This window comes from Halorhabdus amylolytica (genome assembly GCF_004944975.1).
GTDB classification, from domain to species: Archaea; Halobacteriota; Halobacteria; order Halobacteriales; family Haloarculaceae; genus Halorhabdus; species Halorhabdus amylolytica.
The window spans coordinates 125473-141421 of record NZ_SPQG01000007.1; the positions used below are offsets into that span (position 1 = coordinate 125473).

Below are 15949 nucleotides of genomic sequence, written 5' to 3' on the forward strand. Positions count from 1 at the left end.
CTAGAGATCTCTCATCGTAGTGAGCCCGTCTACGAGAGGACATTTCTATTCACGATTCCCGCCAACAGCCGGCACGTCCACTCACAAATGATTTGGTGGCATTAATTCAGGTCTTTCAAGCAATATCTTGTTTTTTCACTCTAATCTGAACGCTATCGCTTACTGAGTAAAACGTCATGACGAGAATTCGTCACTCACGACCTGCTATATCACAATATAAGTCTGCGTATTCCTTTGCCGATCGCGTTATAGAATACGTATCCTCAATTCGTTTTCGCGCTCTCTCACCGAGCTCAGAACGGAGGTCCGGGTTTTCGATCAACCGTTCTAAGGCATCTGCCAGTTCATTTTCGTCTGTGGCATCAACAAGAATCCCCGCGTCACCGACTACTTCCTGAAGAACCGGGATATCGTTACAAACAACTGGTGTTTCGGCAGCCATCGCTTCCGCGTTTGCCATACCAAAGCCTTCGTAGTGAGACGGAAATGCAAAAATATCGATCGCATCATAAAAACTAAATACGTCTTTTTGGCTAGGAAACCAGCCAAGAAAATGAATGTTATTTGTCAACCCGTGGCTACGTACTTTCTCTTCGAGTAGTTCCCGCTGTGGGCCTTCGCCTGTAAAGACTAAATGGACACTGGAATATTTTGATTGAATACACGAAAATGCATCAATGAGCGTGGCAAGATTTTTTTGGGCAGAAAGACGTCCTCCAGCTCCAATGATGGTACCTTCTGGTAATTTCGGGGCTGATCCTTCTCGGCGACAGGTATCGATGCGAGCAATATTCGGCCCGTATGGGATGACAATCTGATTCGTATCCGCAAGCTGTAACAGACGCTGTTCCCAGGTCGAAAATGAGTCGGCAGTGGCTTGTGAATTGCTGACGACTACTGACCGGAACGCATTGGTTATCCCATTGACCACCTTTTTAATTTTCCCATGGTGGGTATGCGAATTGTGTTCTGTCGTTACAACAGGGATGCCGAGACTTCGAGCCATTCCCGTCGCAATAGTCCCAATTGCTATTGGATGAACGTGGAGAATATCGGGACGTTTCTCGGAGAGATACTGCCAAAGTTTTCGATATCCGTCTAGATCGAAACGTGATTTCGCACCTAAATCTGTAACATCTAATCCATATGGCTTTCCATTAACTTCTTTCCAAACAACAATATTGATTTCTACTCGCTCGTCTTCTGAGTTTGCAACCGTTTCAAGTGGCGTGTTCCCCTCACGGGCACCGTTAAGTAGCACAGCCACTTCAACTGGATCATTCATCTGTATCAACTATTTCCAAGATGTAGGGGTACCAATGGTGCATGTGCTTACTCATCAAGCTGAACTCATCTCTTCTTTTCTTGGTAGAGGGTTTGAATCTCTTCTGTTGTCCAGGCATCCTCGTCGATGCGAACTTCGTCAATATGTCCAAACCAACTATTCGCACCACCCATCCGTCCGATCGTCACTGGCGAATCGTTTTGTTTTAATCTGCCTGTCACGATTTTCCTCCCAACCAAGTTTCCATCCACGTACGCGTGCAATTGATTTCCATCGTATACCAAGCCAACGAAATGCCACTCTTGTGATGTTATATCCGTAGTAAGTCGGTAAATTGAATCTCCGGCCACGATCGAAAATCGAAACGGTCCTTCCCGATCATTCCGTAGAACAAACGTATGCTCCTGTGGTCCGGTTTTGGGTGACGGCCCTTTCCCGATCACGACGGGCCAGTTCTTCGACGAATCAGTCAATGTGATCCACGCAGCAACCGTAAATCCGTTTCTGAAGGTCAGGTCGTCAGTATCTGTACGTATTCCTCCAGAGCCTCGGAATCGGAGCGCTTTTTGTTCGATGCCTTCGCTCCATTCAGCACTATAGATCTCCCCGTGGTGACCACCCTCTACGTCGAATATGTAGTCTCCGCGTCCGGAATTCATCGGCCAGTATGCGCTGTCTCCTTTGTTTGAAACGAAATTACCATCCGAAATATCTTCTGTGGATACTTCTTTAGGACCGTCTGGACCAATATATTCTCCCGGGTAAGCTACTCTTGTAGCATACCATTCTGTCTCTGTCGGTGTTGGTTCTTTTTGGTACTCAAAAGATGCATTATTGATCTCCACCTGCTTTCGAATAGTCATCGACTCACGTGATTCAGCTTTGCCTGTTACGATGGCCCCCTTGACGGGGACGTAGATCCATTTGTTCTTATTTTCTGTTGTCCAGATTGCTTGGTAGTGTCCTGTTCGACTTCCCCCCTGGTTATACAGCTGATTAAATAGAGACTCGGATAGGCCTCCACTTATATTGTCTGATGAAACAACAATAAATCCGTATTTGTTGTCTTTGATCAATTTTTGATACCAAAACTCGTCTCGGTTAGATCTGAGAAAATCAGTAAAATGCTGTTGAGAATATCGATAACTCCCTGATTCACCATTCACGAACCAGTTGTATACCCGATTTCGTCCCCATTCGCTGAACACGTAATTCTCGGGATATTCCCAACCCCGTTCCTCAGAGTATTCCCGCATGAATTTCGTGGCCTCGTACGTCGACTCGTCGATCAGCAGTTGGGAGTGCTTGATTGGCGTGTTGATGATTCCAAGCGAACCGACGCCCAATCCGAACCCCATCAAAGACAACGCCCGTCGTCGTTCGGGCCATTCTAGATCGTCAGTTTCGTCCGCGTCTTCGCTCGTGGAAATGCCATGTTTTTCGGATTCGTTTGACCCGCCGCTGAACGGCTGTGGATACATAGTCAGATCAACCCACGCGGCGACGTGCACGAACCCGAGCCCCCCGAACAATGCTGCGAACAGCGCTAGCTGTCCAGCGAAGCGGATCTGGATCATTGATAGTAAAAGGAACCACCATCCGTAGATGCTGACGACCAGCCACTCCGGTTCGTTTCCACTGTAGCACTGCCAGGTCGCCCATCCCATGTATGGCAGTGCTAGGAAGAGCGCGAACCCGAACAGGAAGATTGGACCGATGATAGCCCCGAGATCCCCCGACACAATCGACATCGTTTCGGCGACTCCGCCTTTCGAAATCAAGAAATCGATGCCACGCCCAAGTTCGCTGACGAAGTCCGGAAACACTAACCACAACACAGCAAATCCGCTGGGAAACGTGAGTACTTCTATACCCATCAGCGGCCGCGCCGAGACTTCGAACTGCCTCGCCGCTTCCCCCAATCCGACGATCACGACAGCCTCGACCAACAATAGCAGCGGCGCGAAGGCGACGACTCGTGTATGCCAGCCCCAGCTCACGTGTGTTCCGAGCACCACCAGCGTAGCCAGCCCCAACCCGCCGACGAACACGGCGCCTTCATGAACGGGTGATCTACTAGCACGAACCCACGACGGTACCGCCAGCATCACGAATATTCCCAGCGGTACGAGCAATAGCGGCCCGGCCTCCCAAGCCAGCGTCTGGCCCGCCACACCAACCCCAAGCGCGACGCCCCATGCCCACGTCCGCCAATCTCGTTCTTCACGATCGACCACAGACACCACGGCTAGTGTCGTCAACGCCAGCCAGGGATAGTCGAAGGCGTGGTGGTCGGCAAACCCGAGCCCGGTTCGGAAGGCGTGGCCGGGCATGATCGCCAGCAGCGCCACGGCGGCGATCCCGACACGGCGGTCGTCGGTCAACCTTACCGATAGCACGTACACCAGCAAAGCGGTCACGAGCGCCGAGACGACTGGGAACCACGCCAACACGCCACCGACGGCCGACGTACCTCCGAGCAACGTCGACACCCACGACAACGTCGCCACAATAAGTGGCTCGCCGTGGCTCACCCCACTAGGCAACGACGCAAACACCGAGAAATCCAGCGGTCCGGCACTCGCCTCGACGATCTGATGCACCAAATACCGGTAGTAGTACGGATCGTTCCCCGAGAGGACGACATCCTCGCCGCGGAACACCGCCGGCCAGGGCAACACCCGAAAGAGCACCACCAGCGCGAGCGCCCCAACAAGCCCCAGCGTCGCCACCGGCCGCTCGACGCGCAGGTCCGGCATCGAAATGTCCTCGAAGATACTTCCTGCCGAACCGGTGGTGTCACGTTCCCTGCCTTCGTCAGCCTCTTGCTCCACACCCAGCGCACGCCGCACAGCCGCACGATCCGCCAGCGCGTACTCCCCCTCGCGCTTCTCGACGACACTACGCGACACCAACTCCCCGAACGTTCCCGAATCGAAGGGCACGTCATCAAAGGTCCAAGTCTCCTCCGCAGCGTCCACGTCGAGAAGTTCTTTTAGTCCATCTTCGAGATCCGGCTTCTCCGCGAGGAGTTCCGCAGTCGTCGCCTCCACGTCGGTCATTACTCGCACACGCCCCGCCAGCGTCAATAAAGCCACGGGTCACGACCTAGTACCAAGGTGAAGAGAGACACGACCGATAGGTCCCTCCACTGGGCACCTCGGGATGGAGATTTTGGGCGACCCGAAGAAGGCGCACGTATTCCGGCTTCCGGGCTGCCGGACAAGAACACACCGGATCGCTGGCGGTGTGTGTCCGCAAAAACAGGCGTCAGTTCGCCACCACGCCCTCGGCGAGGGCTTCCCGGCAGTTGGCCGCTCCTCCGTGATCTCTGTGATATCCTTCGCCACCTCCTTTCTCCTGCAGAACAGAGAGAACGTTCTCGGAGCAGTCGAAATGATCCGTTACTATCTGTATAGAGATGATAAACACTCGGAAGAAGGGGGAAAGACTAATAATGTTATATTCGATACCGATAACTAGTGATGATGGAGTACGTCGACGAAACGGCGGCGAAAATCATGTTGGCGGTGCGGCCGGGCGACTCGATCCGGCGGATCGCCCAGAAGATCGACGGCTCCTACTCGTGGGTCTACGACTGGATCGAACGGTTGGAGGAGGCGGGATTCATCCGACGCGATGACGGGGTCTACATTGAGGATTACACCATCCGAGATCGCTATCACGAGATGGTCGCGACTATCTCTCGATCGAGAGCCCCCTCGATCGATGAGGCCTACGTCATTCCGCATTTCGCCGGGATGCCGTTCGCGTATACGAAGATCGATAGCGTCTACGTCTGGACGAATGGCGGCTATCAGATCGCCCGCGGTCACGATGACTATCCGATCTTCATCCAGGTCGCTGACCAGGATGTCGACCGATGGATGGCGTTTTTCGACGAGTTCGGCGTCCCCTGTACGATCGAAGACCGGCCCGATCCGACCGACTATGACGTGACCGTCTCGTATGTCTTGTTTCCCACTTCGGAACCGATCACTCGCGAGTGGGTCGACGGCAACCCGGTCATTCCGTTGGATGAAACGATCGATCACATGAGGGAACACCGGGTGAACTACGAGCCTGCGTTAGAGATGATCGCCGACGAGTACGACCGTGATATCGACGCGACCCACGAAGACCCCCGTCTCAAACCATGAGTCTTGGCGAACGCGAAGCCGAGCTGCTGGACACGCTGGAAGCTATCATTGACGCCGAATTGCCGTACGTCCTGGTCGGCGGGTGGGCGATCGCGGCGTTCAACCAACGGTTCACGACAGACGTCGATGTCGTCATTCCCGACCAGGCGATCGACGATTACAACGCGCTCCTCGATGATCGCGGCTATGAGAAAACTGCCGACGTCGAACGGAATGATCTCTACGAGGGCCGTACGATTCGGTTCGAGAAAGATATCGGTAATCCCGTTCGATTCGACGCGATGATCGATGCATTGGGCTGTCGCCAGACGGAGGCCGAGTGGTCGTACCGCTATCTGGCACAACACTCTGTCTCGGAGGACCTCCGGACAGGTCACCCGATTTCAGCGAGGATTCCGGAGCGAGAATTGCTGTTCGCAGTGAAACTCCACAGTGGTCGCAAGGCGGACACACGAGATTTGGTGGTGCTTGCTGCCGGCGCCGATTTCGACCGGATTGCGACCCATCTCCATCGCGGCGACCTTGAGAAACTCGCCGGACGAATCGATACGGTCCTCGAACGACTCACTGCAGATGGATTCGAGGATGCGTTCAAAGGCGTCTTCGAACAACAGACTGTCCCGAAACGGGATGTCGATACTGTCGTTGACTTCCTTCGTGACGAACGATCTGGCCTCAACTCTTACTGATCTTGCCGGTTCGAATGGGGATCCAACGGAATGCTTCTCCAGATTGAGGTTTCGAAGACTGTTCGCTTCCCGTCATCCTGCTGCGCATTAGATGGACACGCTGAGTATCTTCACTCGTTAGCGCGACCAAGTCCCCCTTGAGGGGCTCTCAACGACTCATGTCTTTCTCTTCGAGCCAGCTGATCTGATCGCTGCCGGTCGTCCCTCCTGAACGGTCCCCGCCGGGATTACCCTACCCCGAGGATGAGCCGTTAGTCGTGGATCCCCGAGATCGCGCTAGCCAGCCACGCGTGGTATCGCCGCCAGTTTCATCTGTCAACAGCGTCAACACGCTAGTATGGGAACGAAGCAAGTACGGGTGAGTGAACGGCTGTACGCTCGCGTTGAAGACGAGAAACGCGAGGGCGAGTCGTTCAGCGACGCACTCGAACGGATGGTCGGCGGGTACGGCCTGCTCGATTTCGCGGACGACGTCCAGGACGCCAGCGATGCGTGGGACACTGACGCGCTCGAAGCCGACTTCGAGGCCGACGACAAGGCAAACCGCGAGGCCCTCGACGAGGAACTCCCGTGATCCTGGATACCGAGTTTCTCGGAAAACTCGTCGAGCAGGACCCGGCTGCGAAGCGGAAAGCCGGGGAGTTGGACGCGACCGGTGTCCCGACGCGCGTTCCAGCGATGGTAACGTGGGAACTGTACTACGCCGTCTCGAACGCTCCTGAGCCGAAGCGACACACGCTCAGGGACGGGTACGAGAAACTGCTGCAGTCGTTTCCCGTCGTCGAGATGGACGCCAGGCTCGCCCGGAAAGCGGGGGCACTTCGGGGACGGCACGCTCGCTCGGATTCGCTGTCAAATCTCGACGGGGCGGACTCGATGGTTGCGGCGGCAGGGCTCACCTTGGATGAACCAGTCGTGAGCAACGACGAGGACTTCGAGGACGTGGACGGGTTGCCAGTCGAGACGTACTGAGGGAGTCAGCTCTTCCCCGCCCTACTGCGTTACGGAGATTCGAAGCGAAAGCCTCGCCCTTCAGCGGCATGGCGAGAGCGAAGCTCTCGCTGCACCCGAAAAGCTTCGCTTTTCGAGGACGGGGATGAAGCCGACAATTGAGAAGCTCCCACGCTCGTAGCCCCGGTTGGATATTCAGCGCCGGGTGCTAATATTTATATAAGTAAAAATACTATGCTTACATATGCCGAATCAGGTCGTCACTCGGACACTCAAAGCGAGTATCAGTAACCACTCGCAAGTTCGTGATGACCTCGATTCGCATGGCTTTGCCGCGTCGAAATTGTGGAACGTCGGCCGATGGACGATTTCGCGCGTCGGGGATGCTATCGGTCACATTCCAGACGCAGATGAACTCTGTTCGTACCTCAAAAGCCACGAACGCTATGCAGACCTACACAGCCAATCTAGTCAACGAGTTCTTCAGGAACTCGGTGAGGCGTTCGTCTCGTGGTACGAACAGGACGACCCGGATGCGAACCCGCCCGGCTACCGCAAATATGGCGACGACCACCCACGCTCGACGGTGACGTGGAAAAACCAGGGCTTCAAACTCGACACCCAGTACAATCGTGTCCGTCTCTCCAAAGGGACGAACATGAAAGAGTCGCGCTACGCTGCCGACTACATCCTCTGTGAGTACACGCTCCAGACAGACGACCAGACGCTCGACGCTGTCGAAAACGTCCAGACGGTGCGGGCTGTCTGGACTGGTGAGCAGTGGGAACTCCACTTCGTCTGCAAGATGCGGATCGAGGCGCCTGAGACGCCCGGTGAGAAGACAGCAGGTGTTGATCTTGGCATCTGCAACACGGCTGCTGTCTCTGTCGGTGATGAGACACTGTTGTATCCCGGCAACGCCCTGAAAGAAGACGCCCACTACTTCCGGCAAGAAGAATACGACACCGAAGGTGAGAACGGGCCGAGCGACCACGTGGAGTGGGCACGGCAGAAGAAATCCCGGCGACAAGAGCATTTCCTGCACGCTCTGTCGAAAGACATTGTAGCGCAGTGTGCTGACAGAGGGGTTGGGACGATAGCAGTCGGCCACCCGAAGCATATCCGCAACGATACTGACTGGGGGCGGCACGGAAACAAACGCCTGCACGACTGGGCGTTTGAAACCCTGCTGAGTCACATCGAATACAAGGCCCAAGAGCGTGGCATCGACGTGGAGCGGGTTGATGAGTACGGACTGGCCACGTCGATAACCTGCTGTGAATGTGGGACAAAAGCCGATTCGAACCGTGTTGAGCGTGGCTTGTACGTGTGTGAAAACTGCGAACTGGTTGCGAACAGTGATTTGAATGCGGCGGAGAATATGCGAGCGACGGTAACTCCGAATCCTGAAAGGGATAGGAGTAACGGCTGTTTGGCACAGCCATCGGTCCGCCTGTTCGACAAATCCACGGGGCGAGTAGCCCCACAAGAACAGGTCGTCCCGTAAACCGTAATATCCCAACGTGGGAATCCTCGCGCTTCAGCGCGGGGAGGATGTCAATTGGCCACCCCGCACATCTCTTGTCACTTGCCGAACTCGCCTACATGACCGCCAAGAGTCAGGCGGCCATTACCGATCAACTGGAGGCGCTGATCGACGCGGACATCCTCGCACGCTACACCTACGAGCCGAGCGAGGAGAAACGCGATCTTCCGGCGCAGTTCTACGGCTTCACGGAGCGCGGCGTCGAGATCCTCCACGACTACAAATATCTCCGTGGGCTCCCGGTCGCCCGGGCCCTCTACGAGAACACGCGGAAAACCGAAAAGATCGAGCGTCACGAGTCGGCACCGCGTCCGGAACTGCCAGACGCTGTTGTAAACGCCCTCGACTTTGAGGTGCCCGATCTCGACGCCGTCGAGTGATCCTCGGCTGTGCGCTCCCTTAGGAGTGTCCTGGGAGGGGCTACACCCACACGATGGCGCGAGAAAGCCTCTCGCCGAGGAGCAGGATCTATCGATCAGAGAGGCGACAGAGTTGTGGATCGAGACGCGCGACGTGGTCGATCCAGACGATCCACTCTTTAGGTCAGTCGAGGCCCTTCGGGGCGGCTCACTGCCAGAAATGGGGGGACCGGTGGGGGGGCCGATCGACGGGGCTGTCTTGGAGAACTTCCGGGATCGGGCACGAACGCACGAACTGGTCGAGAGTGTGCGTACGGATCGGACCGGCAGGAACGCTATAAGTGAAATTGGCGATCACACCAAGACGGTCTCGTAGCCGGCGTCGTCGAACCACACCTCTCGGACTTCGTCAGTGGAACGTTCGAACGACTCTGCCGGGACGCACTCCAGACGCTGTTCCCGTCCTATACGATGACTCGCTATCCGGGGGCCTGGTGGTACGACGGCCACGAGATCGACGTTGCCGCGCCGACGACCGACGGGACGCTGTTGCTCGGGGAGTGTAAATTCACCAGTCAGCCACTCGGATACGACGTGCTGGCTCAGCTCGAAGCCGATGCCGAGCGCGTCAGGTGGACCTCGCCGGACGGCGGTGACCCGGACGTGGAGTACGTCCTGTTCGCCAGGAGTGGGTTCGCCCAGTCGGTCCGTGAAGCGACGGACGAACGGGCCTATCTCACACTGGTCGAACTCAGTGACGTGATCGACGCTCTCGAGGCCACTACGTGATTCACTGCTCTAGCGCCGGCGTTCCTTCGACCGGTTGTCCAGCCATCGACCGCAATCGGGGTTCCAAGAACGGAACGCCAGATTTTCCCCACATCCATCAATCGTTGAAACAATGCCAGACGTGGATCTGACCGGACAGACAATCCTGATCACCGGCGGGGCGGGCTTCATCGGCAGTCACCTCGCCGACGCACTCGTGGATGCGAACGACGTCACGATCCTCGACGACCTCTCGACAGGCGCCCGCGAGAACGTCCCCGAAGAAGCGACCTTCGTCGAGGGTGACGTCCGGGATGAACAGACTGTCGCCGAGGTGGCCGACGACGTCGATCTGATCTTCCACGAGGCGGCGATCGTCAGCGTCCAGCAGTCCGTCGAGGCACCGCAGCGCTGTCACGACGTCACCCACGATGGCACGCTCACGATCCTCGAACGCGCCCGTCACGAGGACGCCCGCGTCGTCTTCGCCTCGAGCGCCGCAATATACGGCGAGCCTTCGACCGTCCCGCTCGACGAGACCGAGCCAGTAGATCCTTCATCACCGTACGGGATCGACAAGTGCAGTGCCGATCAATACGTCCGCGCCTATCACGATCTCTACGGGCTCGAGACCATTGCATTGCGATACTTCAACGTCTACGGCCCGCGCCAGACCGCTGGCGATTACAGCGGCGTGATCAGTATCTTCCGCGAACAAGCCAACCGGGACGATCCAATCACCGTCGACGGTGACGGCACACAGACACGAGATTTTGTCCACGTCGAGGACGTCGTCCGGGCGAACTGCCTGGCGGCGACGACCGAACACGTCGGCACCGCGTACAACGTCGGAACGGGCGAGGAGACGACGATCCGGACACTCGCCGAGAAGATCCGCTCGATCGCAGACGCCGACTCCGAGATCGTCCACGGAGACCCGCGGCCCGGCGACATCGAACGGAGCTGTGCCGACATCTCGCGAGCACGGGACGCGCTCGGCTACGAGCCGACCATCGCACTGGGTGACGGGCTCGAAACGTTGTTTGAGGCGTGAACACGGAAAATCGAAGTCTCATTCCGTTCGTTCGGACAGCGTCGCGACGACATCCCCGAGGACCTGCCAGATCTGTCTGATCACGATCGCCACGTCGAATCGGAACGACTGTTTGCGGATGTACTCGACGTCGTAGCGGAGTTTCATCTCCGGTTCGTGTCCGGTCGCGTCGTTGATCTGGGCGAGTCCGGTCAGCCCAGGACGGACGAACCACCGTTGTCGCCACTCGGTCACACCACTCTCGATGTCCTCGTCGAGCGCCGGTCGCTCCGGCCGCGGGCCGACGACACTCATGTCGCCCTTCAGGATCGACCACAGCTGTGGGATCTCGTCGAAGTGCGTTCGCCGCAGGAACCAACCGACGCGAGTGACACGGGGGTCGCGCCCACCCTTGTCTTCTTCGCTCAGTTTGACCCCGGTATTCGATTCGGCGTCCGGCACCATACTCCGGAACTTATACACTCTAAAGGTCTCGCCGAACTCGGCGGTCCGCTCCTGGCTGTACAGCACGGGTCCCGGACTGTCGAGTTTGATTGCGACGGCAATCACGCCCAGCAGCGGCGCGGTCGCCACCAGGCCGAAGCCCGCGAACGCGATGTCGAAGACCCGCTTGACGAACCGGTCCTGCCAGTCCCAGGGTTCGACGTCGACGTCCACGATGTCCTCGACCGGATCGCCGTCGACGAGGACGTTGTCGGCTTTCTCGCGGTGGATCTTCGCGTCGACGCCGTGTTCGTGACAGGTCCCAAGGACGCCGAAGAACTCCTCGCGGTCCGTCTCGTTGAACGCAAAGACGGCCGTGTCGACATCGTACTCGACGAGGATGTTTTCGAGCCTGGACAGCCCGCCCAGACATTCGAGGTCCATCTCCGGCGCCGCGTCCTCTCGAAGCAGTCCGGCGCCGTCAGTGGCCGTCGTCGTCCCGGTCGGATCGCCGTCGACGGCGTAGGGCGTCGGCGGCGCGACGTAGCCGATGACGGCCACGTCGATGGCACCCAGGATGCGGTCGATCTCCTCGGGGTCGTCGCCGATGATGACTGCCCGGCGGGACTCGCCGTTGGGCCGGTGACGGATCGCCACGAACCACACCGGCAGGACGACACCCAGGAGACCGAACGTGACGAGTAGCGTCGCCCGCGGGACGCGCGAGGAGTGATCCAGATAGCCGATCGTCGCCAGGGCGAGCCCCGCCACCGCGACCCGTCGCTGGGATCGGAAGACCGTGTTCAGGATACGACGCGGACGCGGCTTGTACAGCGGCGCCAGCAGCGCCGTGACGACGGCCGTCACGAGGACGAGCCGGAAGAACAGGTCCTCACTCGTGAGCACGACCGGGCGCAACCGCTCGACGATCGGGACCGTCGTCACGACGAACGCCTGGATCGGCTCCGTGTTCGCGACGAGGACCGCCGCGACGGTCGCGACGACGACGCCCAGTGCACTCACGATCCGGTACCGCGCTCCGGCGACCATTCGACCGACTAGTGTGGGAGCGACCAGTAAAACCCATCCATTCGACCCGGCTTGTTCGTCGCCACGAACGGACGCTCGTCGAAACGATAGTTATAGTACTGTCCTCCGATATCGACCGGCGTGTTCCCGATAGCTCGCCCGGAACGACCCGATCATCGGTTGTACGCGTCGCCACGATTGGACAGGAGGCCTGATCGATGAGGCGCCCGCCAGTCCCGCTCGTACCGCGAACACTGCGGTGGGGCTTCGTCCTCGTCACCCTCGCCGTCGTCGTCTACTTCTCGCTGGTGACGGTTCCGCCGAGACCACCAGCGACGCGGACGCCGTTCTGGGACAAGTACCTCCACTTCCTCGCATACTTCGGGGTCGGCCTGGCGCTTGCGTACGCGACCGCTACCTATCGTGACCGGCCGTCCGTGCGAGCCGGACTCGTCCTCGGTGGGGCGATCGCCTTCGGTGCCGCAATCGAACTCTTCCAGGGAGCGCTTCCCCACCGGTACTTCGGGTGGGGCGACCTGCTGGCGAACTGCCTCGGGGCCGGCCTGGTCGCGCTTTGGTTCCCGATCGAACGTCGGATCCGGTACGTCCGGGCGCGTCGACTCGCCGAGTCAATCGCCCCCCGGTAACGCGGGGGATTCGTTCCGTTGTCGTCCGTGCCGGCCTAGACGACCAGCAGTCCGCCGACGATCGCCAGCGTCCCGAGACCGACACAGACGCCCCAGAAGGAGACGCGTTCGACCACGCGCATCAGTGCGTCGATCGTCGCGTAGCCGACGACGGCGGCCGTTCCCAAGGCGAGCGCCATCCCCAGCATCGTCGCGTCCCCGACTCCGGCGTCTTGATAGGCGAGCAGGCCACCCCCGATCGCCGCCGGGATCGACAGCAGAAAGGAGAGTCGAAAGGACGTCGGCCCGTCGTGGCCACGCAACAGGAGCGCGCCGACTGTCACGCCCGACCGCGAGACGCCGGGGAGGATCGCCAGCCCCTGGAGGGCACCCACGAGGACCGCGTCGAGTCCGCCGGGCGGCGACCTCTCTTCGACGACCTCCTCGGCGGAGACACGCTGAAAGACGCCAGTCACGACGAGCAGGACGCCGACCAGCACGACGACAGCACCGCCGGTCAACGCCGAGACGACCGCCTCGAGGGTCGCGTACGCTGCCAGTCCGACGACACCCGAGACGAGCGTCCCGAGAGCGAGGAACGTGACCGTCGCCTGTTCGCCGTCGAACGCCCGTCCCGGTCGCCAGTCGGGTACCAACCGGAGGACGTCACCGAGTTCGTGGCGGTAGTAGGCCGTCGCCGACAGGGCCGTTCCGAGGTGTACGAACAGCGCGAACGCGACCGCGTCCGCCGGCGATCGTCCCAGCGCCGAGAGTGCGATCGTGAGGTTCCCCTGGCTCGAGATTGGCAGCCACTCGAAGATCCCCTGGAGGGCGCCGACGACCACCGCAACGATGATCGACCAGTCCATACCTATCTCCGACGCCCCGACCCGAAAGGGCGTTCCGGTTCACTCCCGGCACGGATCGTCGGCGTGGCGGTCGTCCTTCCTCTCTCCCGCTCGATCCGGCGGCTCTGTCGGCTCTGTCGGCTCCGGCGGCTCCGGCGGTTCCGGCGGTTCCGGCGGTTCGAGCAACGCGATCGCCAGCCGCGCCGGTCGTGACTCCCGGATCGTCTCCCAGGAGTAATCGACGCGAGTGCCGGCCAGCGCCAGCGCGGCACCCACCCCTCGGACCCAGATCCCCGTCGTGTCGAGCGTCCCCAGGACGGCGCCGAGGACTGCCGACAGTAGCAGGGCGAACAGTACCGCGAAACTGACCACGCGGATCGGCGCGGCACGGAGGCGTCGACTCGCCGCGCCGATCGCCGCCCTGACGACGGACGTCCGTCGTCCGAGCAGGAGGAGACCGATCGATTCGTCGAGGGCGATCAGGAACGGTCGGATCGTCACCGTCTCCCGCAGGTCGATGACGATCACGTCCGGCTCCGGCTCGGCCGTCAACCATCGATACAGCGCAGATCGGCGCGTCCATCGGCCGATCGCCCCCAGGAGATCCACCGTTCGCGCCCCGGTGGCCAGTCGAGTCAGGCCCGTCCGAGCCGAGATGGCAGCATCGCCGACAGTTGACCCTGCGGTCCAGGACCGCCACGTCGCCAGGACTGGATCGACGGTGGCCCCCCGAATCACATCGACCACGCGGGACCCGTGGGTCATCTTGCCGATCACGTCCCCGATTCGGGAGGTAGCGAGTGCCCGCCGAGCCGTACTGCGAGTGGTCATCCGTCAGCCCGGATGTCACTCACCGTTCCCTGGACCGTGAGCGTCCGGAAGTCGAGCGTGATCGCGTTCCCTTCTGCGAGCGGACGCGCGTGGAACTGATATCCGTCCATCGTCTCACGGACCTGTACGTCGACGGTGAGATAGACGTCCTTGTTTCGAGGATGGTCCCGCTCGAAGATATCGCCGCCGTCACTGGTCAGGATGACCGAGGCCGGTTCGACCCGTTTCTCGACGATCCGTCCGGTCGTCTCCCCCCGGATTTCCTCGGTCATCCCTTCGGTGATCCCGTCGGCGAAATCCGGACGGACGTTGTCGGCCCTGACCAGTATCGTCCGGGTTTCAGTCGTTCCCGCTGGCACGTGAGAGCCGCGCGCGACGATCGTCCCCGAAAGCGCGTAGGCGTCGGTCTCGAAGGGGAGCGCCGAGCCGAGTGAGACGCGACTTGTCCCGAAGTACTCCCCTCCTTCCCGGTCGATCGTCCGGATGTCGACCCCTATCGTGACCCGCCGCGTCGTCGGGTCGTCAGCCGGATACGTGTCTACCGCTCGGATCGTGCCGATGGGATCCCCACCCACGTTGTACGTATCCTCGACCGCGATCTCGTTGGCGACGGTCATCGGGACGGTCGCCTCGATAGCGAGTTGCCGCGTATTCGTTTCGAGAGTTGTTCCGTCCTGAGACAACCGCGTGATCGTCCCCTCGATCCCGTAATCGTCGGTCTCCAGCGTGAAGGCGTTCCCTCGAGTGATCCGCTCTCCGGCGTACGTGAACCGCGGCCCGGAATCCCCGCTCTCCTTGAACGTGCCGTTGATCCGGGCTCGAACCACGGCAGTGACGTTCTCGCCGTTAGCCGGGCCGACGTAGACGTCCGTGACGGTGACGTTCCGCGTCGCTCGTTCGGGACGCATTACGTCCCCACGTTGGATCTGATCGACCACGTACTGGGGTTGGTCGCCGAGGTCGATCGTCGCGAACCGGGACTCCTCGGTCCCCGATGGGCCGAACGGATCGAGGAGGGCAAAGCCGGCGACGGCGACCGCGAGTACCAGTAACACGACCAGTGCATCGATGACGTTGACGAGGCCGAACAGACGCCCGTCCTCGTCGATCACGTCCATCGGCGGGAACCCTCGGTTTGCATGTGCGTACCCTTTCCGGTGCCGATGTAAAAGATTTCGATGGACCGCGTGACCCTTTCGACCGGTCAATCGACGGTGCAACGAGCATTCACTCGACGATTTCCGTGGCGATCGCGGGGTGTTTGTCGTTCGTCGCAGCGATCGCGCGTCCGGCGGGTGGACATATCCGACGATTTCCGGATCGGTCGGAGTTCGATACCGTCGAGGATCCACTGTCCGGGAGCGTCAGCGAATGGCGATC

Annotated in this window: 14 protein-coding genes and 2 pseudogenes; 10 read left to right on the forward strand and 6 right to left on the reverse strand. The window is 59.6% G+C overall.

What is annotated here, in order from left to right; translation table 11 throughout:
- Positions 1 to 190 precede the first annotated feature (190 nt).
- Both E3374_RS10575 and E3374_RS10580 read right to left on the reverse strand, forming a co-directional pair.
- Positions 191 to 1285 (reverse strand): glycosyltransferase, encoded by a 1095-nt coding sequence (locus tag E3374_RS10575; protein ID WP_136689052.1) that lies wholly within the window; start codon positions 1283 to 1285, stop codon positions 191 to 193.
- A gap of 65 nt (positions 1286 to 1350) precedes the next feature.
- Entirely contained in the window at positions 1351 to 4347 is a 2997-nt protein-coding gene (locus E3374_RS10580) for a LamG-like jellyroll fold domain-containing protein (protein ID WP_136689053.1), read from the reverse strand.
- Positions 4348 to 4450: 103 nt separating this feature from the next.
- Between E3374_RS10580 and E3374_RS17405 the strand changes: the two genes are divergently transcribed.
- From E3374_RS17405 to E3374_RS10630, 9 genes and pseudogenes are all read left to right on the forward strand, one after another.
- Positions 4451 to 4768, forward strand: coding sequence for a hypothetical protein (locus E3374_RS17405; RefSeq protein WP_136689054.1), 318 nt, complete (start codon positions 4451 to 4453; stop codon positions 4766 to 4768).
- Between the two features lie 5 nt (positions 4769 to 4773).
- Complete coding sequence (locus tag E3374_RS10590; protein ID WP_136689055.1) at positions 4774 to 5445, forward strand: helix-turn-helix domain-containing protein; 672 nt, start codon at positions 4774 to 4776, stop codon at positions 5443 to 5445.
- On the forward strand, positions 5442 to 6134 hold the full coding sequence (locus E3374_RS10595; protein WP_136689056.1) for a hypothetical protein: 693 nt from the start codon (positions 5442 to 5444) through the stop codon (positions 6132 to 6134). Before E3374_RS10590 ends, E3374_RS10595 begins: the two co-directional genes overlap by 4 nt.
- Positions 6135 to 6471: 337 nt before the next feature.
- Positions 6472 to 6708 (forward strand): antitoxin VapB family protein, encoded by a 237-nt coding sequence (locus tag E3374_RS10600; RefSeq protein WP_136689057.1) that lies wholly within the window; start codon positions 6472 to 6474, stop codon positions 6706 to 6708.
- Positions 6705 to 7106 carry a PIN domain-containing protein gene (locus tag E3374_RS10605; protein WP_136689058.1) on the forward strand — a complete coding sequence of 134 codons (402 nt, stop codon included), beginning with the start codon at positions 6705 to 6707 and terminating at the stop codon, positions 7104 to 7106. Before E3374_RS10600 ends, E3374_RS10605 begins: the two co-directional genes overlap by 4 nt.
- Positions 7107 to 7329: 223 nt before the next feature.
- Complete coding sequence (locus E3374_RS10610) at positions 7330 to 8592, forward strand: RNA-guided endonuclease InsQ/TnpB family protein (protein ID WP_136689059.1); 1263 nt, start codon at positions 7330 to 7332, stop codon at positions 8590 to 8592.
- Positions 8593 to 8639: 47 nt separating this feature from the next.
- Positions 8640 to 9011, forward strand: a complete 372-nt coding sequence (locus tag E3374_RS10615; protein WP_248299453.1) for an ArsR family transcriptional regulator — start codon at positions 8640 to 8642, stop codon at positions 9009 to 9011.
- A gap of 363 nt (positions 9012 to 9374) precedes the next feature.
- Positions 9375 to 9779, forward strand: a pseudogene (locus E3374_RS10625) (DUF234 domain-containing protein); the annotation flags it as partial.
- A gap of 112 nt (positions 9780 to 9891) precedes the next feature.
- Positions 9892 to 10812: an NAD-dependent epimerase/dehydratase family protein gene (locus E3374_RS10630; RefSeq protein WP_136689062.1), complete on the forward strand. Its 921-nt coding sequence runs from the start codon at positions 9892 to 9894 to the stop codon at positions 10810 to 10812.
- An 18-nt stretch (positions 10813 to 10830) separates the two neighbouring features.
- Here the strand turns inward: E3374_RS10630 and E3374_RS10635 are convergent, their stop codons facing one another.
- Positions 10831 to 12285 (reverse strand): sugar transferase, encoded by a 1455-nt coding sequence (locus E3374_RS10635; RefSeq protein ID WP_136689063.1) that lies wholly within the window; start codon positions 12283 to 12285, stop codon positions 10831 to 10833.
- Between the two features lie 197 nt (positions 12286 to 12482).
- Between E3374_RS10635 and E3374_RS10640 the strand changes: the two genes are divergently transcribed.
- Positions 12483 to 12911 carry a VanZ family protein gene (locus E3374_RS10640; protein WP_136689064.1) on the forward strand — a complete coding sequence of 143 codons (429 nt, stop codon included), beginning with the start codon at positions 12483 to 12485 and terminating at the stop codon, positions 12909 to 12911.
- Positions 12912 to 12946: 35 nt separating this feature from the next.
- Here E3374_RS10640 and E3374_RS10645 read toward each other — a convergent pair.
- From E3374_RS10645 to E3374_RS10655, 3 genes and pseudogenes are all read right to left on the reverse strand, one after another.
- Positions 12947 to 13744: pseudogene (locus E3374_RS10645) on the reverse strand (undecaprenyl-diphosphate phosphatase); the annotation flags it as partial.
- Positions 13745 to 13798: 54 nt separating this feature from the next.
- Complete coding sequence (locus E3374_RS17185; RefSeq protein WP_169051831.1) at positions 13799 to 14569, reverse strand: hypothetical protein; 771 nt, start codon at positions 14567 to 14569, stop codon at positions 13799 to 13801.
- Complete coding sequence (locus E3374_RS10655) at positions 14566 to 15687, reverse strand: DUF4330 family protein (RefSeq protein WP_136689067.1); 1122 nt, start codon at positions 15685 to 15687, stop codon at positions 14566 to 14568. The genes E3374_RS17185 and E3374_RS10655 overlap by 4 nt, the downstream gene beginning before the upstream one ends.
- Positions 15688 to 15949 lie beyond the last annotated feature (262 nt).